This is a genomic window from Ancylobacter sp. GW821-FHT10E12 (genome assembly GCF_058809335.1).
The window spans coordinates 67949-92820 of sequence record NZ_JBXASN010000009.1 but is presented as its reverse complement, the minus strand read 5'-3'; the positions used below and the strand labels follow the sequence as shown (position 1 = coordinate 92820).

The following is a 24872-nucleotide window of genomic DNA, read 5'->3' as shown; positions in this document are numbered from 1 at the left end:
CGATGGTGGACCCGTGGATCATCCTCGCGCGCCTTGAAGCCCTGCGGGAGCTTCGCGCCAGCGGCACCAAACGCTCCCGCTTCGGCGATGAGGAGGTCGAGTTCAAGAGCGACGCCGAGATGCGCGCCGCCATCGCCGACCTCGAAAACCAGCTGGCGGCCCTTCAGGGCCGCCGCCCCGGCATCATCCGTTTCAGCACCTCGAAAGGTCTCTGACCATGCGCAACTTCGTTCAGCCCGGTGACTGCCTCACCATCCCGGCGCCCGCCGACGTCCTGTCCGGCGCCGTCGTCATCTCCGGTGCGATCATCGGCATCGCTGCCGGCGACGCCCTCAGCGGCGCCGATGTCGACGTCGAGACGCGCGGCGTCTTCACCCTGCCGAAGGTCTCCGCTCTCGCGATCAGCGTCGGCGACACCCTCTACTTCGACGCGGCGACCAAGCTGGTGAACAAGACCGCCAGCGGCAACACCAAGATCGGCACCGCCGTCACTGCCGCCGCCAATCCGTCCACGAGCGTGAACGTGCGCCTCTCTGGTTTCTGAGCTTCGGCGGGGAGAACGGAGGGCGTGACCACGCCCTGAAGAGCGCAGCAGCCCGCCCCGAGTAGACCCGCTGCGTTCACTGGTCAGACGGCGAGCGCCGGCTCACGCGATCGGTGCCGTCATGGCGGAGGGGCCTCCGCTGTTCCTGCCGATCATCGCCGCCCCCGGAACATTGGCCGGGGGCGGCACATTTGTCAGGTCGTCGATTCCGCAGCTTCTCAGTGGTTCTCGCGGTTGTTCAAATCACCCATTGAAACGACCTTTCCAAAGTCTGGGTGAGTTGCGAATGCCTTTCGAACCGTGTCCCCGCTTGGAGCGTTTTCTGCCAATTTGCGACGCGCTTCAGCAACCGCTATCTCATGCCGAACCAAAAGTGAGCGTCTAAGTATTGCGGGCAGCTGTCCGGCCCTCATCATGATCATGCATGACGCCGCAACAACGATCATCTGTCCCGATCGCGGCAATATGTCAGTTGTCAGATAGGGGATTCGGTTCAAAATTTCCGGTGGATGTATAGATAAAGCGACTAAGGCGCCAACTGCAACTGCCACGCACCCAAACAGGAAGAAGAGGGCGTCCATCGCTGCTTGAAGTTCAGATTCAAGTTTATCGATTGATTGAACTGATCTTCCGCTTGCTGTCATGCTGTTGACCAGCAATGATATTGTCGGGAGTATGCTTGCAGATATCAGGCCAAGGAACGTTATAAGCGCACTTCTAGCGTCGCCGGAAATGGTTCCCGGATTGAGGGCCGCGCCACCGGCAAGAGACAGCACGATGGCTATCTTCTCTACCCCTCGAACTGGCAATCGATCTTCCCTGCTGCTGCCCAATCTCGTAGCGCGTTCACAATCTGTTCCATAGCACTCTCGGGGTCGATTAGCGACCGGTTTGTCTCGACCGGCCTCTGAACCGACAGTTTGACGATTCCGTTTTTCTCGCTTCCGTTCCCCCGGAGGCCGAGGTCTGCGGGGTCGATATTCCTCAGCGCCTCGTTGATGGTCGCTCGCGAGATCGGCTTCTTTTTACGCCGTTTCTCCTTGATGAAAACTCGGAAGAAACCTTCAATCCAGCCATCATTGGGTACTTCTGCCTCAAGGCTCGCGATTGCCTCATCGTCCCAGCCCAGCGTCCGAAGGACATCGAAGACGGTCTTGCCATGGTCGCGCTCATGCGCGGCTTCTCGTTCTGCAATGACCTCGCGCTCGGTAGGGGGTGCGGTGCCACCTCGATTCGGCTCTGCAGCAACAGTGATCTCAGTCGATTCGTCCAATTCTTTGCCGCCGCCAGCCATAAACTTGCCGTTCAGAATGATAGCTTGTCCGGGCTCTAACTCGTCCGCTCGCTGAAGGAGCGCTGTCAAATATCGTTCAAGCGTGCGCCCTCGGACCTGCTGCCCCTCAATAAGGCCGACGTGATTTCCGATTACGGCGAAATATAATGCGCCTTTCAATACTCGCGCTTGTTCACCAAGGTTCAAATTCTGAATCAAAAATTCCGGAGCATCCTCATCAAGAGATTGCAAAACCGCTTGAACATCTGTCCCTTCTTGCAATTGAATTATTTGGCCAGAAAAAATTGGTCCATCCCAGCTATCTGGATTCGAGATTTTGTTTAAAATTACAAAGCTCTGATCTTGATCAAGGTCAAGAATCCTCAATTTCGCATTTGTTGACCATCCTCTTCGGCGAAGCACATCGACAATCATCGGCTTTAACTCGACCCCCTCCCAGAGGTTTTCAGTTTTGAGTTGCCGATATTGGATAGTCACTTGCTTCGCCACGACGCGCCTCCTATTTCGACAAGAGATGGAGGCATATCTGCATTAAAGAGTCGAGCCCGTCGCAACGTCTCAGCTTGCAGTTGCCTGTCGTAGCCATAATCACGGCAGGCCTATTGATCTACCCTCGCGAGCTCGTCCGCCCACCACTGCATCATTTTGATGCGCTCTTCCCAGTGTTCGCCGCGCGTATAGGCGCGGCGGACGTTGTTGCTCTCGACGTGCGCGAGTTGCCGTTCAATCGCGTCGGGATGCCAGCGGCGGCTTTCATTGGCGAGGGTGGCGAAGGCCGCGCGGAAGCCATGTGACGTCATCTCCTCAGCGGTGAAGCCAAGGCGCCGGATCGCGACGTTGAGAGTGTTCTCGCTCATGGGCTTTTTCACCGACGTGGTGGCGGGAAACACAAGGGTATCCGGTCCGCGATCGCTGATGGGCTGAAGCTCCTTTAGGACGGCTATAGCCTGCGAGGGCAGGGGAGTCCGATGCTGGCGCCGCATCTTTGCCCGGCTGGCAGGAATCGTCCATACGGCCTTCTCTAGGTCGACCTCGCCCCATCGAGCTGCCCGAAGCTCTCCCGGCCGCAGGGCGAGCATGGCGAGCAGTTTCAGGCCGGCGACCGTCGTAGGCTGGCCCCGCTTCCATCCATAGATCGCGGCCATGAGCCTGCCGAGCCCCTTTGTATCGGTCAGGGCGGCGCGGTGCGTCACCTGAGGCGCGATCAGCGCCCCTTGGAGATCGGCGGCGATATCGCGTTGAGCGCGGCCGGTGGCGATGGCATAGCGGAAGACGCGGCCGATGGCGCTTCGAGCTCTCCGAGCTGCTTCGTGGTTTCCCTTGGCCTCGACCTTGCGCAGCACGTCGAGGAGTTCGACAGGCGTGACCTCCGATATCGGGCGCTTGGCGAGGGGCGCCGCGATGATCCTCAGGAGCCAATCGGCTTTTTGAAGGGTGGCGTCGGCGCGGCCCTCTTTGGTGATCTTCTCGATATATTCGTCGGCGATCACGCCGAAGGTGTTGGTATCGGCGGTGGCCTTGTTGGTATCGGCGGCCTTCTGGGCCTTCTTAGCCTCGCTCGGGTCCGCGCCGGCGGCTAAGAGCCGCTTGGCGCCCGCCCGTTTTTCGCGAGCCTCTTTCAGGCTCACGTAATCGTAGGAGCCGAGCGCGAGGAGCTTCTGCTTGCCGCCGAACCGATAAGAGAATCGCCAGAGCTTGCCGCCGGCGGGAGTGACGAGGAGGTGGAGGCCCTCGCCATCGGAGAGCTTGAACGGGCGTTCCTGCGGCTTGACCGCCTTGATCGCGGTATCTGTGAGCGGCATGGCGTTGGTATCCGGCGTGCTGATAGCGAGCGATACCAGCAAGGATACCAACACTTTTCGCGGCTACCAACGGATCGGGGCGATCAGCGCCGAACAGTGAGCCTGCCGAAAGCGTGGATTTTCAAGGTCTTCTGAACTTCGACGAACACCCCCGGATGGGGTGATGGCTCCCTGAGCAGGACTCGAACCTGCGACCATTCGATTAACAGTCGAACGCTCTACCAACTGAGCTATCAGGGAAAGGAGGCGACCACGTCGCCGTCACGGGCGCCCCTATAGCAATGCCGGATGCGTTTGTGAAGTCGCATCCGGCCGGCTTGTGGATATCCTCAGGCGCTGAGGCGCTCCTGCTCGCCGGAAAACTGCAGCTGATGGAAGCCGAAATAGCGGCCGCGCCGGGCGATCAACTCATCGTGTCGGCCGCTCTCCACCACGCGTCCTTCTTCGATCACGCAGATGCGGTCTGCATTGACGACGGTCTGCAGCCGGTGGGCGATGACCAGCGTCGTGCGGTGCATCTGCAGCGAGCGCAGCGCCTTCTGCACCTCGGCCTCGGATTCGCTGTCCAGCGCCGCCGTGGCCTCGTCCAGCAGCAGGATAGGGGCATTCTTGAGGAAGGCGCGGGCGATGGCGATGCGCTGGCGCTGGCCGCCGGAAAGCTGAGCGCCGTGCTCGCCGACCGTGGCGCCGTAATTGTCGGCGAAGCCCATGATGAAGTCGTGCGCGTGGGCGGCGCGCGCCGCCTCCATCACTTCCTCGGTGGTCGCGGTGGGTTTGCCGGCCAGGATGTTCTCGAAGATGCTGCCGGAGAACAGGAAGACGTCCTGGCTGACATAGGCGACGCTGTCGCGCACCGACTGGCGGGTCACGTGGTCGAGCTTCTGGCCGTCAATGGCGATCGCGCCCGATTCGATGTCGTAGAAGCGCTCGATGAGGTTCATCACCGTGCTCTTGCCGCCGCCCGACAGGCCGACCAGCGCCGTGGTCTTGCCGGGCTCGGCGACGAAGCTGAGGCCCTTCAGCACCGGCTCGTTCGGGCGGTAGCCGAAATAGACGTCGTTGAACTCGATGCGCCCGCCATTCGGCGTCAGCTCGAGCGGCGGCGTGCCGGGCTCGTCCTGCTCGGTCGGCTTCAGGTCGAGGATCTGGAACAGCATCCGCGCGCTCAGCAGATGCGCGGTGAGGTCGATATTGAGCCGCGCCAGGCGCTTGGCGGGCTCGTAGCTGAGCAGCAGCGCGGTGATCACCGAGAAGAACTCGCCCGGCGTGCGCCCGCCATGCAGCACGCCCCAGCCGGCATACATGATGACCATGCCCACCGCGCAGCCGCCGAGCGCCTCCATCAGCGGGCCCGCCTGCGACTGGGCGCGGACCATGCGGTTCGACGCCCTCTCGAGCGCGTCGATGCGGTCGTGCAGGCGCTCCTTGACGATCGGCTCGAGGTTGAAGGACTTGACGGTGCGGATGCCCTGGAAGGCCTCCAGCGACTGGCCCATGATCTCGATCGCGGCGTGGAACTCGCGGGTGAAGATCTTCTGCACCTTGCGGATCAGGCTGCGCACGCCGCCCACCGCGATCGGCATGACGATGAGCCCGATCACCGCCATGGCGGGATCCTGGATGATCATCACCGCCGTCAGGCCGACGACCGAGAAGAAGTCGCGGCCGATGCTGGTGATGATGAGGTTCAGCACGTTGCGGGCGCCTTCCGCGCCGGCATTGAACCGCATCATGATCTCGGCCGTGTGGATCTTGGCGAAGAAGCGCAGGTCCTGGTGCAGCAGCCGTTCGAGCACGCGCTTCTGATTGTCGGCGACGATGCGGTTGCCGACCTTGGCCAGCGTAACCGCTTGGCCATACGTCGAAAATCCCTTGATGACGCTGAGCGCCAGCACGATGCCGGACAGGATCCAGATGGCGCTGGAATTCTGCTCGACGAAGATCCGGTTGATGACGTCGCCCATGATGTAGGCGAGGCCGGACGTCGTCAGGGCCATGATGCCCATGAACACGAAGGAGATGGCGTACCCCTTCCAGTGCCGCCGGCCATCGGTCATGAACAGCCGCTTGATCGTGTCCCGCGTCTCCGGGCTGATCATGTTGCGAAACGATTTGGCCAGTTTGGACGGCACCATAAGGCAGATCCTCTACAGCGGACGACACGCGCTGCGCCGCGTGCGCTGGCCGCCAGCGGCGGCTTCAGGGCGGGGCAACATCAACGACGATCGACCCATATTGTCAAACGATGGAATAACGCGGGCGCGCGACGCGCCGCTCCCTGTTGCGGGCGCAACACGCGCCGCCGGTGCCGGTGACGGCGTCTCGGCGGCGCGTGCGCTGTTGGAGGCCACGGAGGGAATCGAACCCCCGTACGCGGATTTGCAGTCCGCTGCGTAACCACTCCGCCACGTGGCCGCAGGCGACGGGGACGTCTCCGAGAGGTCACCGTCGTGCAGCCGAGGCGCCTCATAACAGAGCCGCTCGCGGACGGCAACGGAGGAGGCATCCGCCATCCCGCCCGTCGTGCCGCGCTGTGCAGTGAGGTGTACGATGAGCCCAGTTCGGCGCATCGGGATGTACGATGCGCCCAATTCCGGTGCCGAAGGCGGGCACGGCCGCCCGCGCCGGCGTCGAGGGACGTTCGGGAAGGCGGCAGGGAGCCGCCCGGAGGCCGCGGCGACCTGTCGAGAACTCTTGCCAAGCCGGCGTGCGGCGCACTACTCATGACGAGCCGTTCATCACTGGCCGTTCAGGGCAGGGCGTCACGCGCCGGGCGGCGTTTTGGGGAACGTAGTCGGGATTGCAGAATGATCGATTTCGCTGAGATGCGTCGGGCCATGGTCGACGCGCAGGTGCGGGCGAACGACGTGACCGATCTGCGGATCGTCGCCGCCATGATGGAGACCCCGCGCGAGCGATTCGTTCCCGCCGGCCTTCGTAACTTCGCCTATATCGACGACGACCTCCAGGTGAAGGAGGGCGCGCCCGGCCGCTACCTCATGGAGCCGATGGTGCTCGCCAAGCTGCTGCAGGCGGCCGATGTCGGCGAGGGCGACCTCGTTCTCGATGTCGGCGGGGCGACGGGCTATTCGACCGCCGTGCTCGCCCGCCTCGCCGGCCAGGTGGTGGCGCTGGAGGAGGATGCCGAGCTCGCCGACCGGGGCGCCACCGTGCTGCTCGATCTCGGGCTGCTCAACGCCGCGCATGTGAAGGGGCCGCTGACCGCCGGCTGGCCGCCGGAAGCGCCCTATGACGTGATTCTGCTGAACGGGTCGGTCGACGAGGCGCCGCAGGTCCTGCTCGGCCAGCTGAAGCCGGGCGGGCGACTCGTCGCCGTGGTCGGCCGCGGCCGTGCCGGCCGCGCGACGGTGTTCACCAACACCCCCGGCGGTATCGGGTCACGGATCGTCTTCGACGCCGCGGTGCCGACACTGCCCGGCTTCGAGGCCAAGCCGGCCTTTGTATTCTAACGGTTTGCGCGGGGGCTGTGGCTGATCTGCCGCTGCTCCCGGCAAAATGGGCTCCATGGCCTGAGCCCCTGTTCACAGCTTCACTCGCACCCCTTATTCTGACAGTCCGTCATACAAAGATGAGGGGCGGCCAATGGTAGCCGCTTCCACTTTAAGTCGAGCGTTTGCAGGGGTTTGAGCATGTGGCTTAATGCTACTGGGGGCCGAATCGTCGCTTCGGCGGTGGCAGTTCTCGTCATCGGATCCTCGCTTCCGGCCGCTGCCCAGACCCTGGATCAGGCGCTGGTCTCGGCCTATAACGGCAACCCGACGCTGAATTCCCAGCGTGCTGCCACCCGCGCCACCGACGAATATGTGCCGATCGCGCTCGCCGGCTACCGCCCGCAGGTGTTCGGCAGCGCCAGCATCGGCACGGAATGGTCCGAGACCCGCGTCGGCTCCGCCACCAATGCGGCGCTACTCAACAACGGCATGACGGTGAGCAACACCACGCTGTTTCCCTCGGGATTCGGCATCACCATCAGCCAGACCATCTATGACGGCCTGCGCACCGCCAATTCGGTGCGCGGCGCCGAATCGCAGGTGAAGGGCCAGCGCGAGCTGCTGCGCAACACCGAGCAGCTGGTGCTGCTCGACGGCGCCACCGCCTATATGAACGTGCTGCAGAACTCGGCGCTGGTGGAGCTGCAGAAGCAGAACCTCGCCGCCCTGCAGGAAGAATTGCGGGCGGCGCGCGATCGTTTCGCCGTCGGCGAGATCACCCGCACCGACGTCGCGCAGGCCGAGGCCAGCGTCGCCAACGCCCAGAGCCAGCTCTCGCTGGCGCAGTCCAACCTGACCACGGCGGAGGCGGTGTTCTTCCAGGTCACCGGGCTGAAGGCGAAGAAGCTTTCGCCCGGCCGGCCGATCGACCCGCTGCTGCCGAAATCGGTCGACAGCGCGATCCAGGTCGGCATCGCCCGCCATCCGGCGGTGAAGGCGGCCGAATTCGCGGTCGATGCCTCGATGTCCAACGTGAAGGTGGCGGAAGCGGCGCTGTCGCCGCAGCTGACCCTCAACGGCGCGGCGGCATCGAACTACAACACCTCGGATACGGTCGAGCGCGCCACCAGCGCGGCGGCGACGCTGAACCTGACGGTGCCGATCTACCAGGGCGGTTCGGAATTCGCTACCATCCGCCAGACCAAGGAACTGCTCGGCCAATCGCGCATCGAGGTCGACGTGAACCGCGACCAGGTGCGGGCGAATGTCGTGCAGTACTGGGGCGCGTTGCAGGCGGCCAAGGACGCCATCGAATCGGCGCAGGCTTCGGTGACCGCCAACGAGATCGCGCTCAAGGGCGTGCGCGAGGAATGGCGCGTGGGCCAGCGCACCACGCTCGACGTGCTGAACGCCCAGACCGCGCTGTTCAACGCCCGCGCCAGCCTCGTCATCGCCCAGCGCGACCGGGTGGTGGCGTCCTATGCGGTGCTCTCGGCGGTCGGCGACCTGAACTCCACCAAGCTCGGGCTGCGGGTCGCGACCTATAATCCGAAGATCCACTACAACCAGGTGCGCGACGCCTGGATCGGCGTGCGCACTCCCGGCGGCCAGTGACACCACGCCGGTCCGGTTTCCTGCCGGACCAGCGCGCCGCCGCGCTGTCGCCGCCGCCACACGCGGCGGATCCGCCGCGCCTGATGCCGGTGCCGCGAGGCGAGGGGGCGTTTCCGCCACGCCTCGCGTGAGAAGGGCCGGCGGCGCCATTGCCCGTCGCGGCGGCCGGCCGTGCGTTCGCGCACGAATATGCCGTCGGGAGACGGCGCGGGCTTCGTTGCGACGTCATGCGCCTCTCGCCACGGCCCGTCCCCGTCGCCATCGGCCAGCCATCCACAAGCTGCCGCGGTCTCGTTGGCGCGATCTTACCGCCGGTGTCATATTCACAATGCGTTAAGGTGTGATTCGCCCCGCGGCGAGCCGCCTTCCGCATAGAGCAGCGTTTCAGAAATCGGATGCAGCGCATGTCGGTGACCGCGAGGGCGAACGAGCCGTCGATGGAAGAGATCCTTGCCTCGATCAGGCGGATCATCTCGGACGATGTGGCCAGCGAGAGCGCGGCGGCGCGGCGGCCCACCGAGCCGGCCGACGCCGACGCGGCACCCGCGCAGGAGCGCGCGACCGGCAATGTGGCGCCGATGCGCGCGCCGGCCGCGCCCACCGGGATGGACGACGAGGACGCGGATCTGGCGGCGGAGCTGCAGGCTCGCCTGACGGACGAGGCGGAGCCGGCCTACGACGGCGGCGATCCCTATGCGCCGCCGCGCGACGCCGTTGCCGCACGCGATCCCCATGCCTCCCCGGTTGCCTCCCCGGTGCGCGATCCCTTCGCCCCCCGCGCGCGCGCCTTCCCGGCGTCCGGGCGGGGCGCGCCGCTGGAGGCGGGCTTCGACACGCCCTTCGCCGCGGCGCTGATGGACCTCGCCATCGTCGAACAGGCCGTGCAGGCGGAACTCTCCGACCTGTCCGGCGGTTTCCTCGCGGAACAGGCGGAAACGCCCGCCGATCCCGTCATCCCCAATGTCGCCCTGGAGACTGCCGATATGCAGGTGCAAGCCAAGCCCGCCGTGGTTTCGTCGCGTCTCGCCGCGCCCTTCGCCGCCGAGCGTCGCCCGGACGCGGCACGGCCCGAGGAGGCCCCGGCCGTCGAGGCGCCGCGCAGCCTCGAGCCGCGTAGCCTGGAGCCCCGCACCCCGCTGTCGCGCGCGCCGCTGCCGGAACTGGAGCCGCACCGGCCGAACCGGCTGGTGTCGGCCCCCACGACCGATTCGGTCGCCGCGTCCTTCGGCTCGCTGGCCCGCACCGTCGCCTCCAATACCCGCTCGATGGAGGACGTGGTCACCGACGCGCTGCGCCCGATGCTGAAGAGCTGGCTCGACGAGAACCTGCCGGCGCTGGTCGAGCGGCTGGTGCGCGCCGAGATCGAGCGCGTGGCGCGTCACGGCCAGTGACGCGCGGCGGGCCGTCCGCGCCCGCCCGCTCCCCGGTGAGCCGCATGGCCGCCGACACCATGCGCTGGCGGCGTCCGAGCGGTGTCGCGGCGCCTGCACCGGGCGCCGGCACCGACACTGTCGGTTGACTTGAGCCGCCGGCTCCGCTTTCTGTCGCTCCGTTCTCGTGGTGCCCCGGAGCCGACATGCTCGACAACAGGTTCGATCCCGCCGCCGTCGAAGGCCGCATCTACCAGGCCTGGCTCGATGCCGATGCCTTCAAGGCCGGCCGGCCGGAGCGCGTGGGCGCCGAGCCCTATTGCATCGTCATCCCGCCGCCCAACGTCACCGGCTCGCTCCATATGGGGCACGCCCTCAACAACACGCTGCAGGACGTGCTCGCCCGCTTCGAGCGCATGCGCGGCAAGGACGTGCTGTGGCAGGTCGGTACCGACCATGCCGGCATCGCCACCCAGATGGTGGTCGAGCGCCAGCTCGCCGAGCGCCAGCAGCCCGGCCGCCGCGACATGGGCCGCGCCGCCTTCGTCGAGCGCATCTGGGCGTGGAAGGAAGAATCCGGCGGCACCATCATCAACCAGCTCAAGCGGCTGGGCGCCTCCTGCGACTGGTCGCGCGAGCGGTTCACCATGGACGAGGGCCTGTCGCGCGCCGTCCTCAAGGTGTTCGTGCGGCTCTACAAGGAAGGGCTGATCTACAAGGACAAGCGGCTGGTGAACTGGGACCCGAAGTTCCAGTCCGCCATTTCCGACCTCGAGGTGGTGCCGGTCGAGGTGAAGGGCCATCTCTGGCACTTCCGCTACCCGCTCGACGGCGGCGTCACCTACCGGCACCCGGTCGCCTTCGACGAGGCCGGCCACCCGACCGAGTTCGAGACGCGCGACTATATCGTCGTCGCCACCACGCGGCCGGAGACCATGCTGGGCGACACCGCGGTCGCGGTGCACCCGGATGACGAGCGCTACGCGCAGCTGGTCGGCACATTCGTGCGGCTGCCGCTGGTCGGGCGGCTGATCCCGATCGTCGCCGACGCCTATTCCGACCCCGAGAAGGGCACCGGCGCGGTGAAGATCACCCCGGCGCACGATTTCAACGATTTCGAGGTCGGCAAGCGGCACGCGCTGCCGATGATCAACGTGCTCGACGCCGAGGCGCGCCTGATTCTGGCGGGCAACGAGGATTTCCTCGACGGCACGCAGGCGGGCGCCGATCTCGACGCGGTGCTGGCGCTCAGCGGCCTCAGCCGCGAGGCGGCGCGCAAGGCGGTCATCGCGCTGATGGAGGAGCGCGGGCTGCTCGATGCGATCGAGCCGCACGGTCATACGGTGCCGCATGGCGACCGCTCCAACGCCGTCATCGAGCCGTGGCTGACCGACCAGTGGTATGTCGACGCCCACACGCTGGCGCAGCCGGCGCTGAAGGCGGTGCGCGACGGCAAGACGACGTTCATCCCGAAGAACTGGGAGAAGACCTATTTCGAATGGCTGGAGAACATCCAGCCCTGGTGCATCTCGCGCCAGCTGTGGTGGGGCCACCAGATCCCGGCCTGGTACGGGCCGGACGGCACCGTCTTCGTCGAGGAGACCGAGGAGGCGGCGATCGCCGCGGCGCTGGCGCATTGCGTCGGCACCGGCATCCTCACCGACGAGCAGGCCCGGCATCTGGCCGCGCACCCGGCCGAGATCGGCAGCCTGATCACCCGCGACGAGGACGTGCTGGATACCTGGTTCTCCTCGGCGCTGTGGCCGTTCTCGACGCTGGGCTGGCCGGACAGCACCACCGAGCTGGAGCGCTTCTACCCGACCTCGGTGCTGATCACCGGCTTCGACATCATCTTCTTCTGGGTCGCCCGGATGATGATGATGGGCATGCATTTCATGGACGGCGAGATCCCGTTCAGGCACGTCTACATCCACGCCCTCGTCCGCGACGAGAAGGGCGCCAAGATGTCGAAGTCCAAGGGCAATGTCATCGACCCCCTGTCGCTGGTCGAGGAATACGGCGCCGACGCGCTGCGCTTCACCCTGGCGGCGATGGCGGCGCAGGGGCGCGACATCAAGCTGGCGACCAGCCGCGTCGAGGGCTACCGCAATTTCGCGACCAAGCTGTGGAACGCCGCCCGCTTCGCCGAGATGAACGGCTGCACGCGCGTCGCCACCTTCGAGCCGAAGAAGGTGGAGCTGGCGGTGAACCGCTGGATCCTGAGCGAGCTGCAGGGAGCGAACGAGGAGATCACCGCCGCCATCGAGGCCTACCGCTTCAACGACGCGGCCGGCGCGGCCTATCGCTTCGTGTGGAACATCTTCTGCGACTGGTATCTCGAACTCGCCAAGCCGGTGTTCATGAGCGCCGAGAACCCCTGGCAGGCGGAGACGCGGGCGACCACCGCCTTCGTGCTCGACGAGGTGCTGAAGCTGCTGCACCCGTTCATGCCGTTCCTCACCGAGGAGCTGTGGCGGCTGACGGCGGGCGAGGGCGCCCGGCGCCCGGCCATGCTGGCGCTCACCGCGTGGCCGAAGCTGGAAGGCCTGAAGGCGCCGGGCGCGGCCGAGGAGATCGGCTGGCTGATCGACCTCGTCACCGAGATCCGCTCGGTGCGGGCGGAGATGAACGTGCCGGCCGGGGCGCAGATCCCGCTGGTGCTGGTGGAGGCGAGCGCGCTCACCATGACCCGCACCGAGGTGTGGATGGATGCGCTCATGCGCCTCGCCCGGCTGTCGGCGGTGTCCTTCGCCGATGCCGCGCCGGCCGGGGCGGTGCAGATCGTGGTGCAGGACGAGACGGCGGCGCTGCCGCTGGCCGGCATCATCGACATGGACGCCGAGGCCGCGCGCCTGACCAAGGAACTCGCCAAGTCGCATGACGAGCTCGACAAGATCGAGAAGAAGCTCGGCAACCCGGATTTCATCTCCCGCGCCAAGGAGGAGGTGATCGAGGAGCAGCGCGAGCGCCGCGACGTCGCCCATGCGCGGGCCGCCAAGATCCGCGACGCCCTGGCGCGGCTCGGCAAGGTGGGGTGAGGCGGGGCTGAAGGGCCGTGCCGGCGCCGGCGTCGTCTTGTCTTGACGGCATGGCCGGGCCTGCCCTGGTCTTCCGCGTCGTCGCCGTGGGTGCGTGCTTCGAGACGCGCGGCTTTGCCGCGCTCCTCAGCATGACGGAGGTTGTCTGGAGCATGAAGGGGTTTGGGGGACTTGTGCTTCCGACCCTCGTCATCCCGAGGTGCCCGGCGAAGCCGGGCTTTGAAGGACGCAGAACGCCAGCCACCCCGCTCGCAAGCCGTGTCCGCCTCCGACCGAGGTCAGGTTCGGCCGCAGGCCGCCGCCGTCATCGATGCGTCACTAAAGCCGGTCTAGAGCCGGTCGGCGCCGGATGACATCATCGGCGGGGCAGGGCCGGCGGGCAGGGCCGGGCGGGGCCGGCGCGCGATTCCGCCGGGGACGCCGGGAGCGATGGAGACCGACATGCCGTTCATCGCGTCCTTCCAGCCGGCGGATTTTGCCAGCTCGCTGGTCAGCCTCGTCGCCGCCTTCGTCCTGGGCACGCTGATCGGCGCCGAGCGGCAATATCGCCAGCGCATGGCCGGCCTGCGCACCAATGTGCTGGTGGCGATCGGCGCCTGCCAGTTCGTCGACCCAGTTCGTCGACATGGCGATGCATCTCGACGGCGCCGGGGGCGCGGTGCGCGTCATCGCCTATGTGGTCTCCGGCATCGGCTTTCTCGGCGCCGGCGTCATCATGAAGAACGGCGCCACCATCAGCGGGCTCAACACCGCCGCGACGCTGTGGTGCTCGGCGGCGGTGGGGGCCTGCGCCGGTGCCGACCTCGTGGCGCAGTCGGTGCTGCTCACCGCCTTCGTGCTGGCCGGCAACACGCTGCTGCGGCCGCTGGTGCGGCTGATCGAGCGGCTGCCGCAAAGCGAGGAGAGCGAGGCGGGCTATGAGGTGATCCTGCTCGGCAGGCAGGCCGAGGCGGTACCGCTGCAGGCGCTTCTCGCCGTCGAGCTGGACGAGGCCAAATATCCCGCCGCCGATTTCGAGGCGATGGAGCGGCCCAACGACATGGTGGAGATCACCGCGCGGCTGGTGCCCACCGTCGCCAGCCGCAACGAGCTCGATGCACTGGTGGCGCGGCTGCGCGGCCTTTCCGGCGTTTCCTCGGTGCACTGGTTCCGCGGCACCGGCGATTGAACGCGGATGGCCGCGCGCCTGCCGCCGACGACAGGTGGACCGGCGGCGTTCAACCGCCGGCTTGACATGAGATGGCGGCGTTCAGCCGCCGACGGCTGGCGAGGCGGGGATGTCCGACGTCAGCGCAGACGGCTCGACGGCGGGCCGCCCGGTGGCGGGCAATTCGACCGGCGGCAGGTATTTGTCGAGCTCGGCCCGCAACCGCTCGATCACGTCGGCGGCTTCGGACAGTTCGTCCTCGATCTTGTCGCGGGGAAACCGATCGAGATCCGCCGCCATCGCCCGCAGCCGTTCCACGATATTGCCGCTCGACATCCCACCCTCCGCTACGCCCGCGGCCTGCTGCGCCGCGATTCTCCATTCTACACCCTTCCGCACAGGTGCATGACAGGCTGATGACCGGCAGCGGCCGCCCCGGCATGGCGGCGGCGGTGCTGCGGTGCCGGCGCCGCGGGGTAGGCAAAACTTAAGGCTAAGCGCGGACGGGACCCCCAAGGCGCCGTTTGCCGCTACCCGCCGTCGTGACGGATGTGCAACAGTGACGCGCATTCGCAACCATAAGCGGAGCCGGAAACCGCGACGCCCCGAAGCCGCCACAAACCGGCACGAAATCCGACGGATAGGTAGTGGAGAGTAGTGTCTCGGGTTCAGGGCCCGTGAATGCCGCTTCCTCCGGGAAAGTACTTCAAAAATGGACGTCAAGACGCTCATCGACAAGACGAAGCTGCCCAGCCGTCATGTGACGGAAGGGCCGTCCCGGGCTCCGCATCGTTCCTACCTCTACGCCATGGGCCTGACCCGCGAGCAGATCCACCAGCCGCTGGTGGGCGTGGCGTCGTGCTGGAACGAGGCGGCACCGTGCAACATCTCGCTGATGCGTCAGGCGCAGGCCGTGAAGAAGGGCGTCGCCGCCGCCAACGGCACCCCGCGCGAATTCTGCACCATCACCGTCACCGACGGCATCGCCATGGGCCATGACGGCATGAAGGCCTCGCTGGCCTCGCGCGAGGTGATCGCCGATTCCGTCGAGCTCACCATCCGCGGCCATGCCTATGACGCGCTGGTCGGCCTCGCCGGCTGCGACAAGTCGTTGCCGGGCATGATGATGGCCATGGTGCGGCTCAACGTGCCGTCGATCTTCATCTATGGCGGCTCGATCCTGCCCGGCTCGTTCCGCGGCCAGCCGGTGACGGTGCAGGACCTGTTCGAGGCGGTCGGCAAATATTCGGTCGGCGCGATGTCGGGCGAGGACCTCGACGAGCTGGAGCAGGTGGCGTGCCCCTCCGCCGGCGCCTGCGGCGCCCAGTTCACCGCCAACACCATGGCGACCGTCTCCGAGGCGATCGGCCTCGCGCTGCCCTATTCGGCCGGCGCGCCGGCGCCCTACGAGATCCGCGACAGGTTCTGCATGACCGCCGGCGAGCAGGTGATGGAGCTCATCGCCCGCAATATCCGCCCGCGCGACATCGTCACCCGCAAGGCATTGGAAAACGCCGCCACGGTGGTGGCCGCCTCGGGCGGCTCGACCAATGCCGGCCTGCACCTGCCGGCCATCGCCCATGAGGCGGGCATCGCGTTCGACCTGTTCGACGTCGCCGAGATCTTCAAGCGCACCCCCTACATCGCCGACCTGAAGCCAGGCGGACGCTATGTCGCCAAGGACATGTTCGAGGTCGGCGGCATCCCGCTCCTGATGAAGACGCTGCTCGACCACGGCTACCTGCATGGCGACTGCCTGACCGTGACCGGCCGGACCATCGCCGAGAACCTCGCCTCGGTGAAGTGGAACCCGCACCAGGACGTGGTGCGCCCGGCCAACGACCCGATCACCGCCACCGGCGGCGTGGTCGGCCTCAGGGGCAACCTCGCCGAGGACGGCGCCATCGTGAAGGTGGCCGGCCTGAAGCATCTCACCTTCTCCGGCCCGGCCCGCGTCTTCGACGGCGAGGAGGCCTGCTTCGAGGCGGTGACCAACCGCGCCTACCGGGAAGGCGAGGTGCTGGTGATCCGCTACGAGGGGCCGAAGGGCGGCCCCGGCATGCGCGAGATGCTGTCCACCACCGCGGCCCTCTATGGCCAGGGCATGGGCGACAAGGTGGCGCTGATCACCGATGGCCGCTTCTCCGGCGCCACCCGCGGCTTCTGCGTCGGCCATGTCGGGCCGGAAGCGGCGGTCGGCGGACCGATCGCGCTGCTGCGCGACGGCGACATCATCACGCTCGACGCCGTCGAGGGACGGCTCGAGGTCGAGCTTTCGGACGAGGAACTCGCCGTGCGCCGCGCGGCGTGGAAGCCGCGTCCGTCTCCGGTTGGCTCGGGGGCTATCTGGAAGTTCGCGCAGGCCGTGGGTCCCGCCCGTCAGGGTGCCGTGACCCATCCGGGTGGCGCGGCCGAGACATCGTGCTATGCGGATATTTGACCGTTCGGCCGTCTTCGCCGTCTTCGCGACGGCTCTGCTTCCGTTGTTGGCGATGACCTCGCAGGTCTTTGCCTTCGACGGCAGCACGGATTCCGGGAGCGGAGCCATCACGGCCCCGCGCCCCCTCGACGAGGCGGTGCGCTCCGGCACCCAGGCGCTGCGCTCCGGCGAGACCGAGAAGGGCATCGATTCGCTGCGCTACGCCGCCGACCAGGGCCATGCCGGTGCCCAGTGGAAGCTGGGCCGCATGTATGCCGAGGGCGAGGGCGTCGAGCGCAACGACATCAAGGCGTTCGAGTATTTCACCCAGATCGCCAACATGCATGCGGACGACAACCCGTCGACGCCGCAGGCGCGCTTCGTCGCCGACGCCTTCGTGGCGCTGGGCAGCTACTACCTGGCCGGCATCCCGAACAGCAAGGTGCGGCGCGACCCGGCGCGGGCGCGCGACATGTTCGCCTATGCCGCCTCCTATTTCGGCGACCCCGAGGGGCAATACCATCTCGCGCGGCTCTATATCGACGGCGTCGGGGTGAACCGCGACCTGCGCTTCGCCGCCCGCTGGCTCGGCCTTGCCGCCCACAAGGGCCAGTACCAGGCGCAGGCGGTGCTCGGCGGCCTGCTGGTGAAGGGCGATGACGGCATTCCGCGCCAGTCGGCGCGCGGCCTGATGTGGCTGACGCTGGCGCGCGACGCCGCGGCCGGCCCGAGCGACAAATGGGTGGTCGACCTCTATGACGACGCCTTCGCCGGCGCCACGCCGGACGAGCGCGCCATGGCGCTGGTCTATCTCGAGCAATATATGAAGGTCGAGCGCTAGAGCCCGTCCCGCAGCAGTCGGGCGACTTTTGCGGGACGGGCTCCGGCCTCCTGAATCGAGACGTCTTCCTGCCGGACGGATGCTCACGTCGTTCGACAGCAAACGGTTCCAAGTGCTTGCGCTGGAATCGGAATATGCCGCTGCGTCAGGCGGCCGGCTCGATATCCGCCCATACCGGCACATGGTCGGAGGGCTTCTCCCAGCCCCGCACATGCTTGTCGATGCCGACGGCGCGCAGCCCGTCCGCGGCCTGCGGCGACAGCAGGAGATGGTCGATGCGGATGCCGTTGTTCCGCTGCCAGGCGCCGGCCTGATAGTCCCAAAACGTATAGAGCCCGGCTTCGTCGCTCGCCGCCCGCAGCGCGTCGGTGAGGCCGAGATTCTCGATCTCGCGGAAGGCGGCGCGGGTCCGGGGCAGGAACAGCGCGTCGTTCACCCAGGCCTGCGGATGGGCGGCATCCTCCGGGGCGGGGATGACATTGTAGTCGCCGGCGACGACGAGCGGCTCCTCCAGCGCCAGGCGGGAGGCGACATGCGCCTTCAGCCGCGCCATCCAGGACAGCTTGTAGGGGTATTTCTCGGTATCGGGCGGGTTGCCGTTCGGCAGGTAGATGCCGCAGACCCGCACCACGCCACCGCCGGGGCGCGAGACCACCACCTCGATGAAGCGCGACTGCACGTCGGCCTCGTCGCCGGGCAGGCCGGCCGTCACCTCGTCGAAGGGCAGGCGCGAGAGCACGGCGACGCCGTTGAAGCCCTTCTGCCCGTGCACGGCGACGTTGTAGCCGGCGGATTCGAAGGCCTCGCGCGGGAACTGGTCGTCCTGGCACTTGATCTCCTGCAGGCAGACGAGATCGGGCTGGCGCTCGGCGAGCCAGGCGAGCGTGTTGTCGAGCCGCAGCCGGACGGAATTGACGTTCCAGGTGGCGATGCGCATCGGCCGGCCTCTCGGGTTCGGGATTCGGCCGGCAGTCTAGAGCCGTTTGCCGCCGGGCGGAATTACAGCACCGGCAGCAGCCGGCGCACGATGAGGGCGCAGGACAAGGCCACCTCGTCGATGAAGCGGCGCACGTCGAAATGGGATTCGTGCCCGGCGAGGTCGGACAGCGCGCGGATCACCACCCAGGGCACGCCGAAGGCGGCGCAGGCCTGCGCCATGGCGGCGCCCTCCATCTCCACCGCCATGCCGCCGAAATCGCGGAACAGCCGCTCGCGCACCTGCTCGTTGTTGATGAAGCGGTCGCCGGTGAGCACCCGGCCGAAATGGATGCGCGGCGGGCGCTCGCCCAGCTCTATCGTCACCGAGAGCGCCGAGGGCTCGAAATCGGCCAGCGCGGCGGCGATGCGCGCGCCGAGCACGGGGTCGAGCGCAAGGCCGAGGCCGTCGGACGGGTTGAAGAAGGGCTGGTGGCCGTGCTGGTAGACCACGAAGCCGTCGCGGCCCTCATAGCCGTGGTCGTGCTGCACCACATGGTCGGCCACCACCACGTCGCCGATGGCGAGATCGGGATCGAGCCCGCCGGCGACGCCGGAGAACAGCACCGCGCGGGCGCCGAAGCGCTCGATCAGCAGCGTGGTGGCGACGGCGGCATTGACCTTGCCCATGCCGGCCCGGACCAGCACCACCGCCCGGCCGTCGAGGCGGCCGAGATGGAAGGCCATGCCGGCGGCGTCATGGGTCTCGGCATGTTCGAGATTGTCGAGCAGGAAGGCGAGTTCCTGCTCGAGGGCGCAGAGCACGCCGATGCGTTGCTTCACAGGGCGAAGCTGGTGCCGCAGCCGCAGGAGGCGACGGCATGGGGGTTCTCGATCTTGAACGAGGCGCCGATCAGATCGTCGACGAAGTCGATATGCGAGCCGGACATATATTCCAGCGACACCGGGTCGATGACCACGGTGGCGCCGTCCTCGACGATGACGATGTCGTCTTCGGCCTTCTCGCGGGTGATGTCGAACTTGTACTGGAAGCCGGAGCAGCCACCGCCCTCGACGCTGACGCGCAGCATGCTCTGCGGCGGCTCGGTGGCGAGGATCTCGGCGATCCGGCGCGCGGCGCCGGGCGTCACCGCGACATTCTCGGGACCAATCCGGTTGACGGCGTCGATCATGTGGTCAGCCATCTGGCGGCCTTCGGGTTGAATATGACGTGTCCCAATAGTTAAGTGCTGCCGCCGCCGAGTCAAAGGGCGAGAGCGCAGAGGAGACCCGCGCATGGCGCCGGATGCCGCCGAATTGCGCGATGGCGGGTCCCATGCGGCCGAATCCCACGCCGTGATGTGGGCCGCCCGCGCCGGGGAGAGCCGCGGCCGGCTGGTGCCGGAGGCCGAGAGCGGCACCCGCAGCGCCTTCCGCCGCGACGCCGACCGCATCATCCATTCCAGCGCCTTCCGCCGGCTGGCCTACAAGACGCAGGTCTTCACCTATCACGAGGGCGACCATTACCGCACAAGGCTGACCCACACGCTGGAAGTGGTGCAGGTGGCGCGCTCCATCGCCCGCGCGCTCGGGCTCGACGAGGACCTCGCGGAGGCGCTGGCGCTGGCGCACGACCTCGGCCATCCGCCCTTCGCCCATGCCGGCGAGCGGGTGCTGGACGCCTGCATGGCCAGCTATGGCGGCTTCGACCACAACGCGCAGTCGCTGCGGGTGGTGACGCGGCTGGAGAACCGCTATCCCGGCTTCGACGGGCTCAACCTCTCCTGGGAGACGCTGGAGGGCATCGTCAAGCATAACGGGCCGGTGGATGGGCCGCTGCCTTACGCCATTGCCGAGCATGTGGCGCGGCAGGACCTGTGGCTGTGGAGCTGGCCGTCGGCCGAGGCGCAGGTGGCGGCGATCGCCGACGACATCGCCTATGACGTGCACGACCTCGACGACGGCCTGCGCGCCGGGCTGTTCACGGTGGAGGAATTGCGGGCGCTGCCGCTGGTCGGCGGGGTGATCGCCGGCATCGCGGCCGACTGGCCCGGCCTCGACGGGCCGCGCCTGGTGCACGAGATCGGCCGGCGCATGATCACGCTGCTGATCGAGGACGTGGTGGACGAGACGCGGGCGCGGGCCGCGCGGCGCGGGCCGCGGAGCGCCGACGACGTGCGCCGGCTCGGCGAGGCGCTGGTCGGCTTCTCGGCCGAACGGGCCGCGGGCGAGCGGGCGATCAAGGATTTCCTGTTTCCGCGCATGTACCGCCACCCCCGCGTGATGCTGGAGATGGACGCGGCGGGGCGGGTGGTGCGCGACCTGTTCGGCGGCTACATGGCCGACAGCTTCACCCTGCCGGTGGAGTGGCGCGTCGGCATGGACGGGTTGGCGGAACACGAGCGGGCGCGGCGCATCGCCGATTTCATCGCCGGCCAGACCGATCGCTACGCGCTTGCCGAGCACGCGAGGCTGTTCGACGCGGCGAATGGGTGAGCCGGCCTGACCGCGGGCGGCGAGATGTAGGGCTCGCGTGACGGGCGCGGTGCGTCCTTCGAGGCTCGCTGCGCTCGCACCTCAGGATGACGGGTTTCAGGGAACACCCGCCCCCTGCCGATCCCCGTCATGCCGAGGTGCGCGCATCGCGCGCCTCGAAGCACGCAGGCTTGGCTTTCCGCCCTTCTTTGACTTGGCAGGCGATCTGCGGTAGCCGCAGGCCGCCCATCGGGCCAGCCGCGCCCGGAGCCGCAAGCCATGAGCCGTCAGCCATGAATCTCTATGCCCTCTTCGCCGATCATGTCCGCAGCGCGCTCGATGCGCTCGCGTCCGAGGGAGTGCTGCCGGGCGGCATCGATGCGCGCCGCGTCGTCGTCGAGCCGCCGCGCGATGCCAGCCATGGCGACCTCGCCACCAATGCGGCGATGGTGCTCTCCAGGGATGCGGGGCTGAAGCCGCGCGACCTCGCGGAGAAGCTGGCGGACAAGCTGCGCGCGGTGGCGGATGTCGAGCGGGTCGACGTCGCCGGGCCGGGCTTCATCAATATCGCGCTGTCGCCCGCCTTCTGGCCGCGGGTGATCGCCGGCGTGCTGACGCAGGGCGGGGAGTTCGGGCGCTCCGCCATGGGCGGCGGCGCGGCGATCAATATCGAATATGTCTCGGCCAACCCGACCGGGCCGATGCATGTCGGCCATTGCCGCGGCGCGGTGTTCGGCGACGCGCTCGCCAACCTGCTGGCGGTGGCCGGCTGGGAGGTGACGCGCGAATATTACATCAACGACGCCGGGGCGCAGGTCGACGTGCTGGCCCGCTCCGCCTATCTGCGCTACCGCGAGGCGCTGGGCGAGGCCATCACCATCCCCGAGGGACTGTATCCCGGCGACTATCTGGTGCCGGTCGGCAAGGCGCTCGTCGTCAAATACGGCAACACGCTGCTGGCCAAGGACGAGGCGAAGTGGCTGCCGCTGGTGCGCGCGGCCGCCATCGACGCGATGATGGACATGATCCGCGAGGATCTCGCGGCGCTCAACATCCGCTTCGACGTGTTCTTCTCCGAGCGCACGCTGCATGTCCGCGAGGGCAACGGCTCGACCATCGACCGGCTGCTCGCCGACCTGCGCGCCCGCGACCTCGTCTATGACGGCCGGTTGCCGCCGCCCAAGGGCGCGCCGCCGGAGGACTGGGAGGACCGCGAGCAGACGCTGTTCCGCGCTACGCAGTTCGGCGACGATGTCGACCGGCCGCTGGTGAAGTCGGACGGCGCCTATACGTATTTCGCCGCCGACATCGCCTATCACAAGGACAAGTTCGACCGCGGCTTCGCGCAGATGGTCGACGTATGGGGCGCCGACCATGGCGGCTACATCAAGCGCATGCAGGCGGCGGTGAAGGCGGCCACGGCGGGGGAGGGGGTGCTCGACATCGAGCTGTGCCAGCTGGTGCGGCTGCTGCGCAATGGCGAGCCGGTGAAGATGTCGAAGCGTGCCGGCACCTTCGTGACGCTGCGCGAGGTGGTGGACGAGGTCGGCGTCGACGCGGTGCGGTTCATGATGATCCACCGCAAGAACGACGCGGTGTTGGATTTCGACCTCGCCAAGGTGATGGAGCAGAGCCGCGAGAACCCGGTGTTCTATGTGCAGTACGCCCATGCCCGCGCGCGCTCGATCCTGCGCAACGCCGCCGAGGCGATGCCGGACCTGCCGGGCGAGGCGGCGGCCTTCGCCGATGCCGACCTGTCGCTGCTGGCCGACGAGGGGGAGATCGCGCTCGCCAAATTGATCGCCGGCTATCCCAGGCTGATCGAGCAGGCGGCGGGGGCGCGCGAGCCGCATCGCGTGGCGTTCTATCTCTACGACCTCGCCAGCGCCCTGCACGGACAGTGGAATCGCGGCAAAGAGGTGCCACATTTACGCTTCATTATCGAAGATGATCGAAAGTCGACTTATGCGCGGCTGGCACTCGTTCACGCAGTTGCGCTGATCATCGCTTCGGGACTCGCGATCCTCGGGGTCGGTGCTCCCGAAGAAATGCGGTGAGCGCGTTGCGTACGGATTCGCCCCGCTCCTCTTAGTGCGCCTCCGGTCCTGCCGGCGGGTGTTCGCACACAGCCAACAGGTTCGGTGAAAATGGTCAACGACGGCACCTCGCGTTATCGGCAGAACGAACCGGGTCCCTCCCCGCGTTCGGCCGACGGGCGGACCACTGCCAGCGATCCGCTCGCCGAGCTCGCCCGCATGATGGCGCAGGAGGACGAGTTCGCCGCGCTGATGCGGGAGGTTCCGCGCCCCAAGGCTCAACCTCCGGCCTCCGGCCAGGCCCCCACGGCCCAGCCTCGCCCGGCCGCTCCGCGCCCGCAGGCGCCGGCCTCTCCCTCTCCCTCTCCCTCGCAGGCGCCGCGGGCGCCTTCGAGCACGCCGCGCCCGGCGCCCGGCTCCTTCGCGGCGCTGGCGGCGGAGGTCTATACCGAATCCGCGCAGCGCGGCGCGAATGCCGCGCCCTCCGCCCCGCGCGCCGAGCGCCCGTCGCAGCCCGAGGGCTATAACCGCGACGCCGGCCGCCCCGCCGCTCCGCGTCCCGACCCTGCCATGCGCCCGGCCGCCCCGGCACCACGTGCTCCCGAGCCGCGCGTCGCCGAGCCGCGTGCTCCCGAGCCGCGCTCCCAGCCGCCGCGCGCGCCGATGGCGAATGCGCCCCGCCCGTCCTCGCGGGCCGAGCCGTCCTTCGCCGACGAGCCGGCTCCCGCGCGTGCCGGCGGCTCCGCGCCGCCGCCGAGCTGGATGAGCCGTGGCGCCGCCACGCCCGCACCCGCCACGCCCGCGCCGGCCGCGGAGGATCCGACCTTCGATCTCGGCCTCGACCGCGACGACGATGTCTATGATTACGGACGCTCCTCGGCCGAGGATGACGGTTATCACGTCGCCGCCGAGGACGAGGATTACGGCACCGAGGCCCATGAGGCGCCGCGCCGCAGCCGTCGCCGGCTGGTGGTGGTCGGCGCGCTGCTGGTGCTGGTGGTCGTCGGCGGTGCCGGCGCCTATGCCCTGCTCAAGCAGGGCGGCACCACCGGCCTCGCCGGCGGCCAGCCGCCGGTGATCCGCGCCGAGCCGTCGCCCAACAAGGTGGTGCCGGCCCCGGCCGACACCGCCGCCGAGAACGCCAGCGACGGCCAGAAGCTGATCTATGACCGCGTCGGCGGCACCGCGAGCACCGGCAGCGAGCGCGTGGTCTCCAGCGAGGAGCAGCCGGTCGACGTGTCGCAGGCGGCGCAGCCGCAGCCGCGGGTGATCCAGCCGGCCACCAGCCCGACCGCCAACGCGCCGGCGCCCGCCGCCGGCGGCTCCGCCACCGAGCCCAAGCGCGTGCGCACCATGACCGTGCGCGCCGATGGCAGCATCGTCGAGGGCACTCCCGCTCCGGCCCCGGCGCCGAACGTCTCGGCGGCGCCGCCGGTGCAGTCGCCGCATCCGACCGCCTCGGCGTCGGTGGCGCTGAGTCCGGGCAATTCCGCGCCGGTCTCCACCAATCCGGCGCCGCTGTCGGCGACCCCCTCGATCGTGCCGAACGTGCCGCTGCCGCCGACCCGCGTCGCCACCGCTCCGGCGCAGAATGCCGCCCCGGCCCAGGCTGCCGCCCCCTCGGCGGCGCAGACGCTGAACGCGGCGGCGAACGCGGTCGCGGCCCCCAGCGGCGCCTTCGTGGTGCAGATCGGCTCGGTGCCGACCGAGGCGGATGCGCAGGCGATGCTGCGCAGCGCCCAGTCGCGCTTCGGCAGCCTGCTCAGCGGCAAGCCGGCGACGGTGCGGCGCGGCGACATCTCCTCGACCGGCGGCGTCACCTATCGCGCGCAGATCGGCTCGTTCGGCAACCGCAACGACGCGGTGAGCCTGTGCGAGGCGCTCAAGGCGCAGGGCGGCTCCTGCTTCGTCTCCCGCATCTGACC

Annotated in this window: 20 protein-coding genes, 2 tRNA genes and 1 pseudogene; 12 read left to right on the top strand and 11 right to left on the bottom strand. The window is 68.0% G+C overall.

Translation table 11 applies throughout. The features are described 5' to 3' along the window. The first annotated feature begins 2 nt into the window (after positions 1 to 2). Both AC1RU4_RS13950 and AC1RU4_RS13945 read left to right on the top strand, forming a co-directional pair. Complete coding sequence (locus AC1RU4_RS13950; RefSeq protein ID WP_492891693.1) at positions 3 to 215, top strand: phage head-tail joining protein; 213 nt, start codon at positions 3 to 5, stop codon at positions 213 to 215. 2 nt (positions 216 to 217) lie between these two features. Further along, positions 218 to 544, top strand: a complete 327-nt coding sequence (locus tag AC1RU4_RS13945) for a DUF2190 family protein (RefSeq protein ID WP_492891692.1) — start codon at positions 218 to 220, stop codon at positions 542 to 544. A gap of 218 nt (positions 545 to 762) precedes the next feature. Here the strand turns inward: AC1RU4_RS13945 and AC1RU4_RS13940 are convergent, their stop codons facing one another. The 6 genes from AC1RU4_RS13940 to AC1RU4_RS13915 form a co-directional block, all read right to left on the bottom strand. Further along, positions 763 to 1320, bottom strand: coding sequence for a hypothetical protein (locus tag AC1RU4_RS13940; protein ID WP_492891691.1), 558 nt, complete (start codon positions 1318 to 1320; stop codon positions 763 to 765). A 14-nt stretch (positions 1321 to 1334) separates the two neighbouring features. After that, positions 1335 to 2327, bottom strand: a complete 993-nt coding sequence (locus tag AC1RU4_RS13935) for a hypothetical protein (RefSeq protein WP_492891690.1) — start codon at positions 2325 to 2327, stop codon at positions 1335 to 1337. Positions 2328 to 2437: 110 nt separating this feature from the next. After that, on the bottom strand, positions 2438 to 3682 hold the full coding sequence (locus tag AC1RU4_RS13930; protein ID WP_492891689.1) for a tyrosine-type recombinase/integrase: 1245 nt from the start codon (positions 3680 to 3682) through the stop codon (positions 2438 to 2440). A 122-nt stretch (positions 3683 to 3804) separates the two neighbouring features. Further along, positions 3805 to 3880, bottom strand: a tRNA-Asn gene (locus AC1RU4_RS13925). A gap of 89 nt (positions 3881 to 3969) precedes the next feature. After that, positions 3970 to 5775: an ABC transporter ATP-binding protein gene (locus AC1RU4_RS13920; protein WP_492891688.1), complete on the bottom strand. Its 1806-nt coding sequence runs from the start codon at positions 5773 to 5775 to the stop codon at positions 3970 to 3972. A 206-nt stretch (positions 5776 to 5981) separates the two neighbouring features. After that, a tRNA-Cys gene (locus AC1RU4_RS13915) sits at positions 5982 to 6055 on the bottom strand. A gap of 392 nt (positions 6056 to 6447) precedes the next feature. Here AC1RU4_RS13915 and AC1RU4_RS13910 point away from each other — a divergent pair. From AC1RU4_RS13910 to AC1RU4_RS13895, 4 genes are all read left to right on the top strand, one after another. Beyond that, complete coding sequence (locus AC1RU4_RS13910; RefSeq protein WP_492891687.1) at positions 6448 to 7110, top strand: protein-L-isoaspartate O-methyltransferase family protein; 663 nt, start codon at positions 6448 to 6450, stop codon at positions 7108 to 7110. 180 nt (positions 7111 to 7290) lie between these two features. Further along, entirely contained in the window at positions 7291 to 8706 is a 1416-nt protein-coding gene (locus AC1RU4_RS13905) for a TolC family outer membrane protein (RefSeq protein WP_492891686.1), read from the top strand. A gap of 404 nt (positions 8707 to 9110) precedes the next feature. Next, positions 9111 to 10097 (top strand): PopZ family protein, encoded by a 987-nt coding sequence (locus AC1RU4_RS13900; RefSeq protein WP_492891685.1) that lies wholly within the window; start codon positions 9111 to 9113, stop codon positions 10095 to 10097. A 185-nt stretch (positions 10098 to 10282) separates the two neighbouring features. After that, on the top strand, positions 10283 to 13114 hold the full coding sequence (locus tag AC1RU4_RS13895; RefSeq protein ID WP_492891684.1) for a valine--tRNA ligase: 2832 nt from the start codon (positions 10283 to 10285) through the stop codon (positions 13112 to 13114). A 329-nt stretch (positions 13115 to 13443) separates the two neighbouring features. On the opposite strand, the gene AC1RU4_RS13890 is transcribed toward AC1RU4_RS13895, so the two are convergent. Further along, positions 13444 to 13671 carry a hypothetical protein gene (locus tag AC1RU4_RS13890; RefSeq protein WP_492891872.1) on the bottom strand — a complete coding sequence of 76 codons (228 nt, stop codon included), beginning with the start codon at positions 13669 to 13671 and terminating at the stop codon, positions 13444 to 13446. Between AC1RU4_RS13890 and AC1RU4_RS13885 the strand changes: the two are divergent. Further along, positions 13565 to 14282 (top strand): annotated as a pseudogene (locus AC1RU4_RS13885) (MgtC/SapB family protein). The gene AC1RU4_RS13890 and the pseudogene AC1RU4_RS13885 overlap by 107 nt on opposite strands. Before the next feature lie 81 nt (positions 14283 to 14363). Here AC1RU4_RS13885 and AC1RU4_RS13880 read toward each other — a convergent pair. Next, complete coding sequence (locus tag AC1RU4_RS13880; protein ID WP_492891683.1) at positions 14364 to 14597, bottom strand: hypothetical protein; 234 nt, start codon at positions 14595 to 14597, stop codon at positions 14364 to 14366. Positions 14598 to 14973: 376 nt separating this feature from the next. Here AC1RU4_RS13880 and ilvD point away from each other — a divergent pair, with 376 nt between their 5' ends. Next, positions 14974 to 16701 (top strand): dihydroxy-acid dehydratase, encoded by a 1728-nt coding sequence (gene ilvD, locus AC1RU4_RS13875; RefSeq protein WP_492891682.1) that lies wholly within the window; start codon positions 14974 to 14976, stop codon positions 16699 to 16701. Further along, positions 16688 to 17521 (top strand): tetratricopeptide repeat protein, encoded by an 834-nt coding sequence (locus AC1RU4_RS13870; protein WP_492891681.1) that lies wholly within the window; start codon positions 16688 to 16690, stop codon positions 17519 to 17521. Before ilvD ends, AC1RU4_RS13870 begins: the two co-directional genes overlap by 14 nt. Before the next feature lie 145 nt (positions 17522 to 17666). On the opposite strand, the gene xth is transcribed toward AC1RU4_RS13870, so the two are convergent. From xth to erpA, 3 genes are all read right to left on the bottom strand, one after another. Continuing rightward, positions 17667 to 18458 carry an exodeoxyribonuclease III gene (gene xth, locus AC1RU4_RS13865; protein WP_492891680.1) on the bottom strand — a complete coding sequence of 264 codons (792 nt, stop codon included), beginning with the start codon at positions 18456 to 18458 and terminating at the stop codon, positions 17667 to 17669. Between the two features lie 62 nt (positions 18459 to 18520). After that, on the bottom strand, positions 18521 to 19279 hold the full coding sequence (locus AC1RU4_RS13860) for a 5'-methylthioadenosine/adenosylhomocysteine nucleosidase (protein WP_492891679.1): 759 nt from the start codon (positions 19277 to 19279) through the stop codon (positions 18521 to 18523). Next, entirely contained in the window at positions 19276 to 19641 is a 366-nt protein-coding gene (gene erpA, locus AC1RU4_RS13855) for an iron-sulfur cluster insertion protein ErpA (RefSeq protein ID WP_492891678.1), read from the bottom strand. Before erpA ends, AC1RU4_RS13860 begins: the two co-directional genes overlap by 4 nt. A 91-nt stretch (positions 19642 to 19732) precedes the next feature. On the opposite strand from erpA, the gene AC1RU4_RS13850 reads away from it, so the two are divergent. From AC1RU4_RS13850 to AC1RU4_RS13840, 3 genes are all read left to right on the top strand, one after another. Beyond that, positions 19733 to 20932, top strand: a complete 1200-nt coding sequence (locus tag AC1RU4_RS13850; RefSeq protein ID WP_492891677.1) for a deoxyguanosinetriphosphate triphosphohydrolase — start codon at positions 19733 to 19735, stop codon at positions 20930 to 20932. 272 nt (positions 20933 to 21204) lie between these two features. After that, entirely contained in the window at positions 21205 to 22968 is a 1764-nt protein-coding gene (gene argS, locus AC1RU4_RS13845) for an arginine--tRNA ligase (RefSeq protein WP_492891676.1), read from the top strand. A 90-nt stretch (positions 22969 to 23058) separates the two neighbouring features. Continuing rightward, the gene (locus tag AC1RU4_RS13840; protein ID WP_492891675.1) at positions 23059 to 24870 is read left to right on the top strand and encodes an SPOR domain-containing protein; all 1812 of its coding nucleotides are present in this window, start codon (positions 23059 to 23061) and stop codon (positions 24868 to 24870) included. Positions 24871 to 24872: the final 2 nt, after the last annotated feature.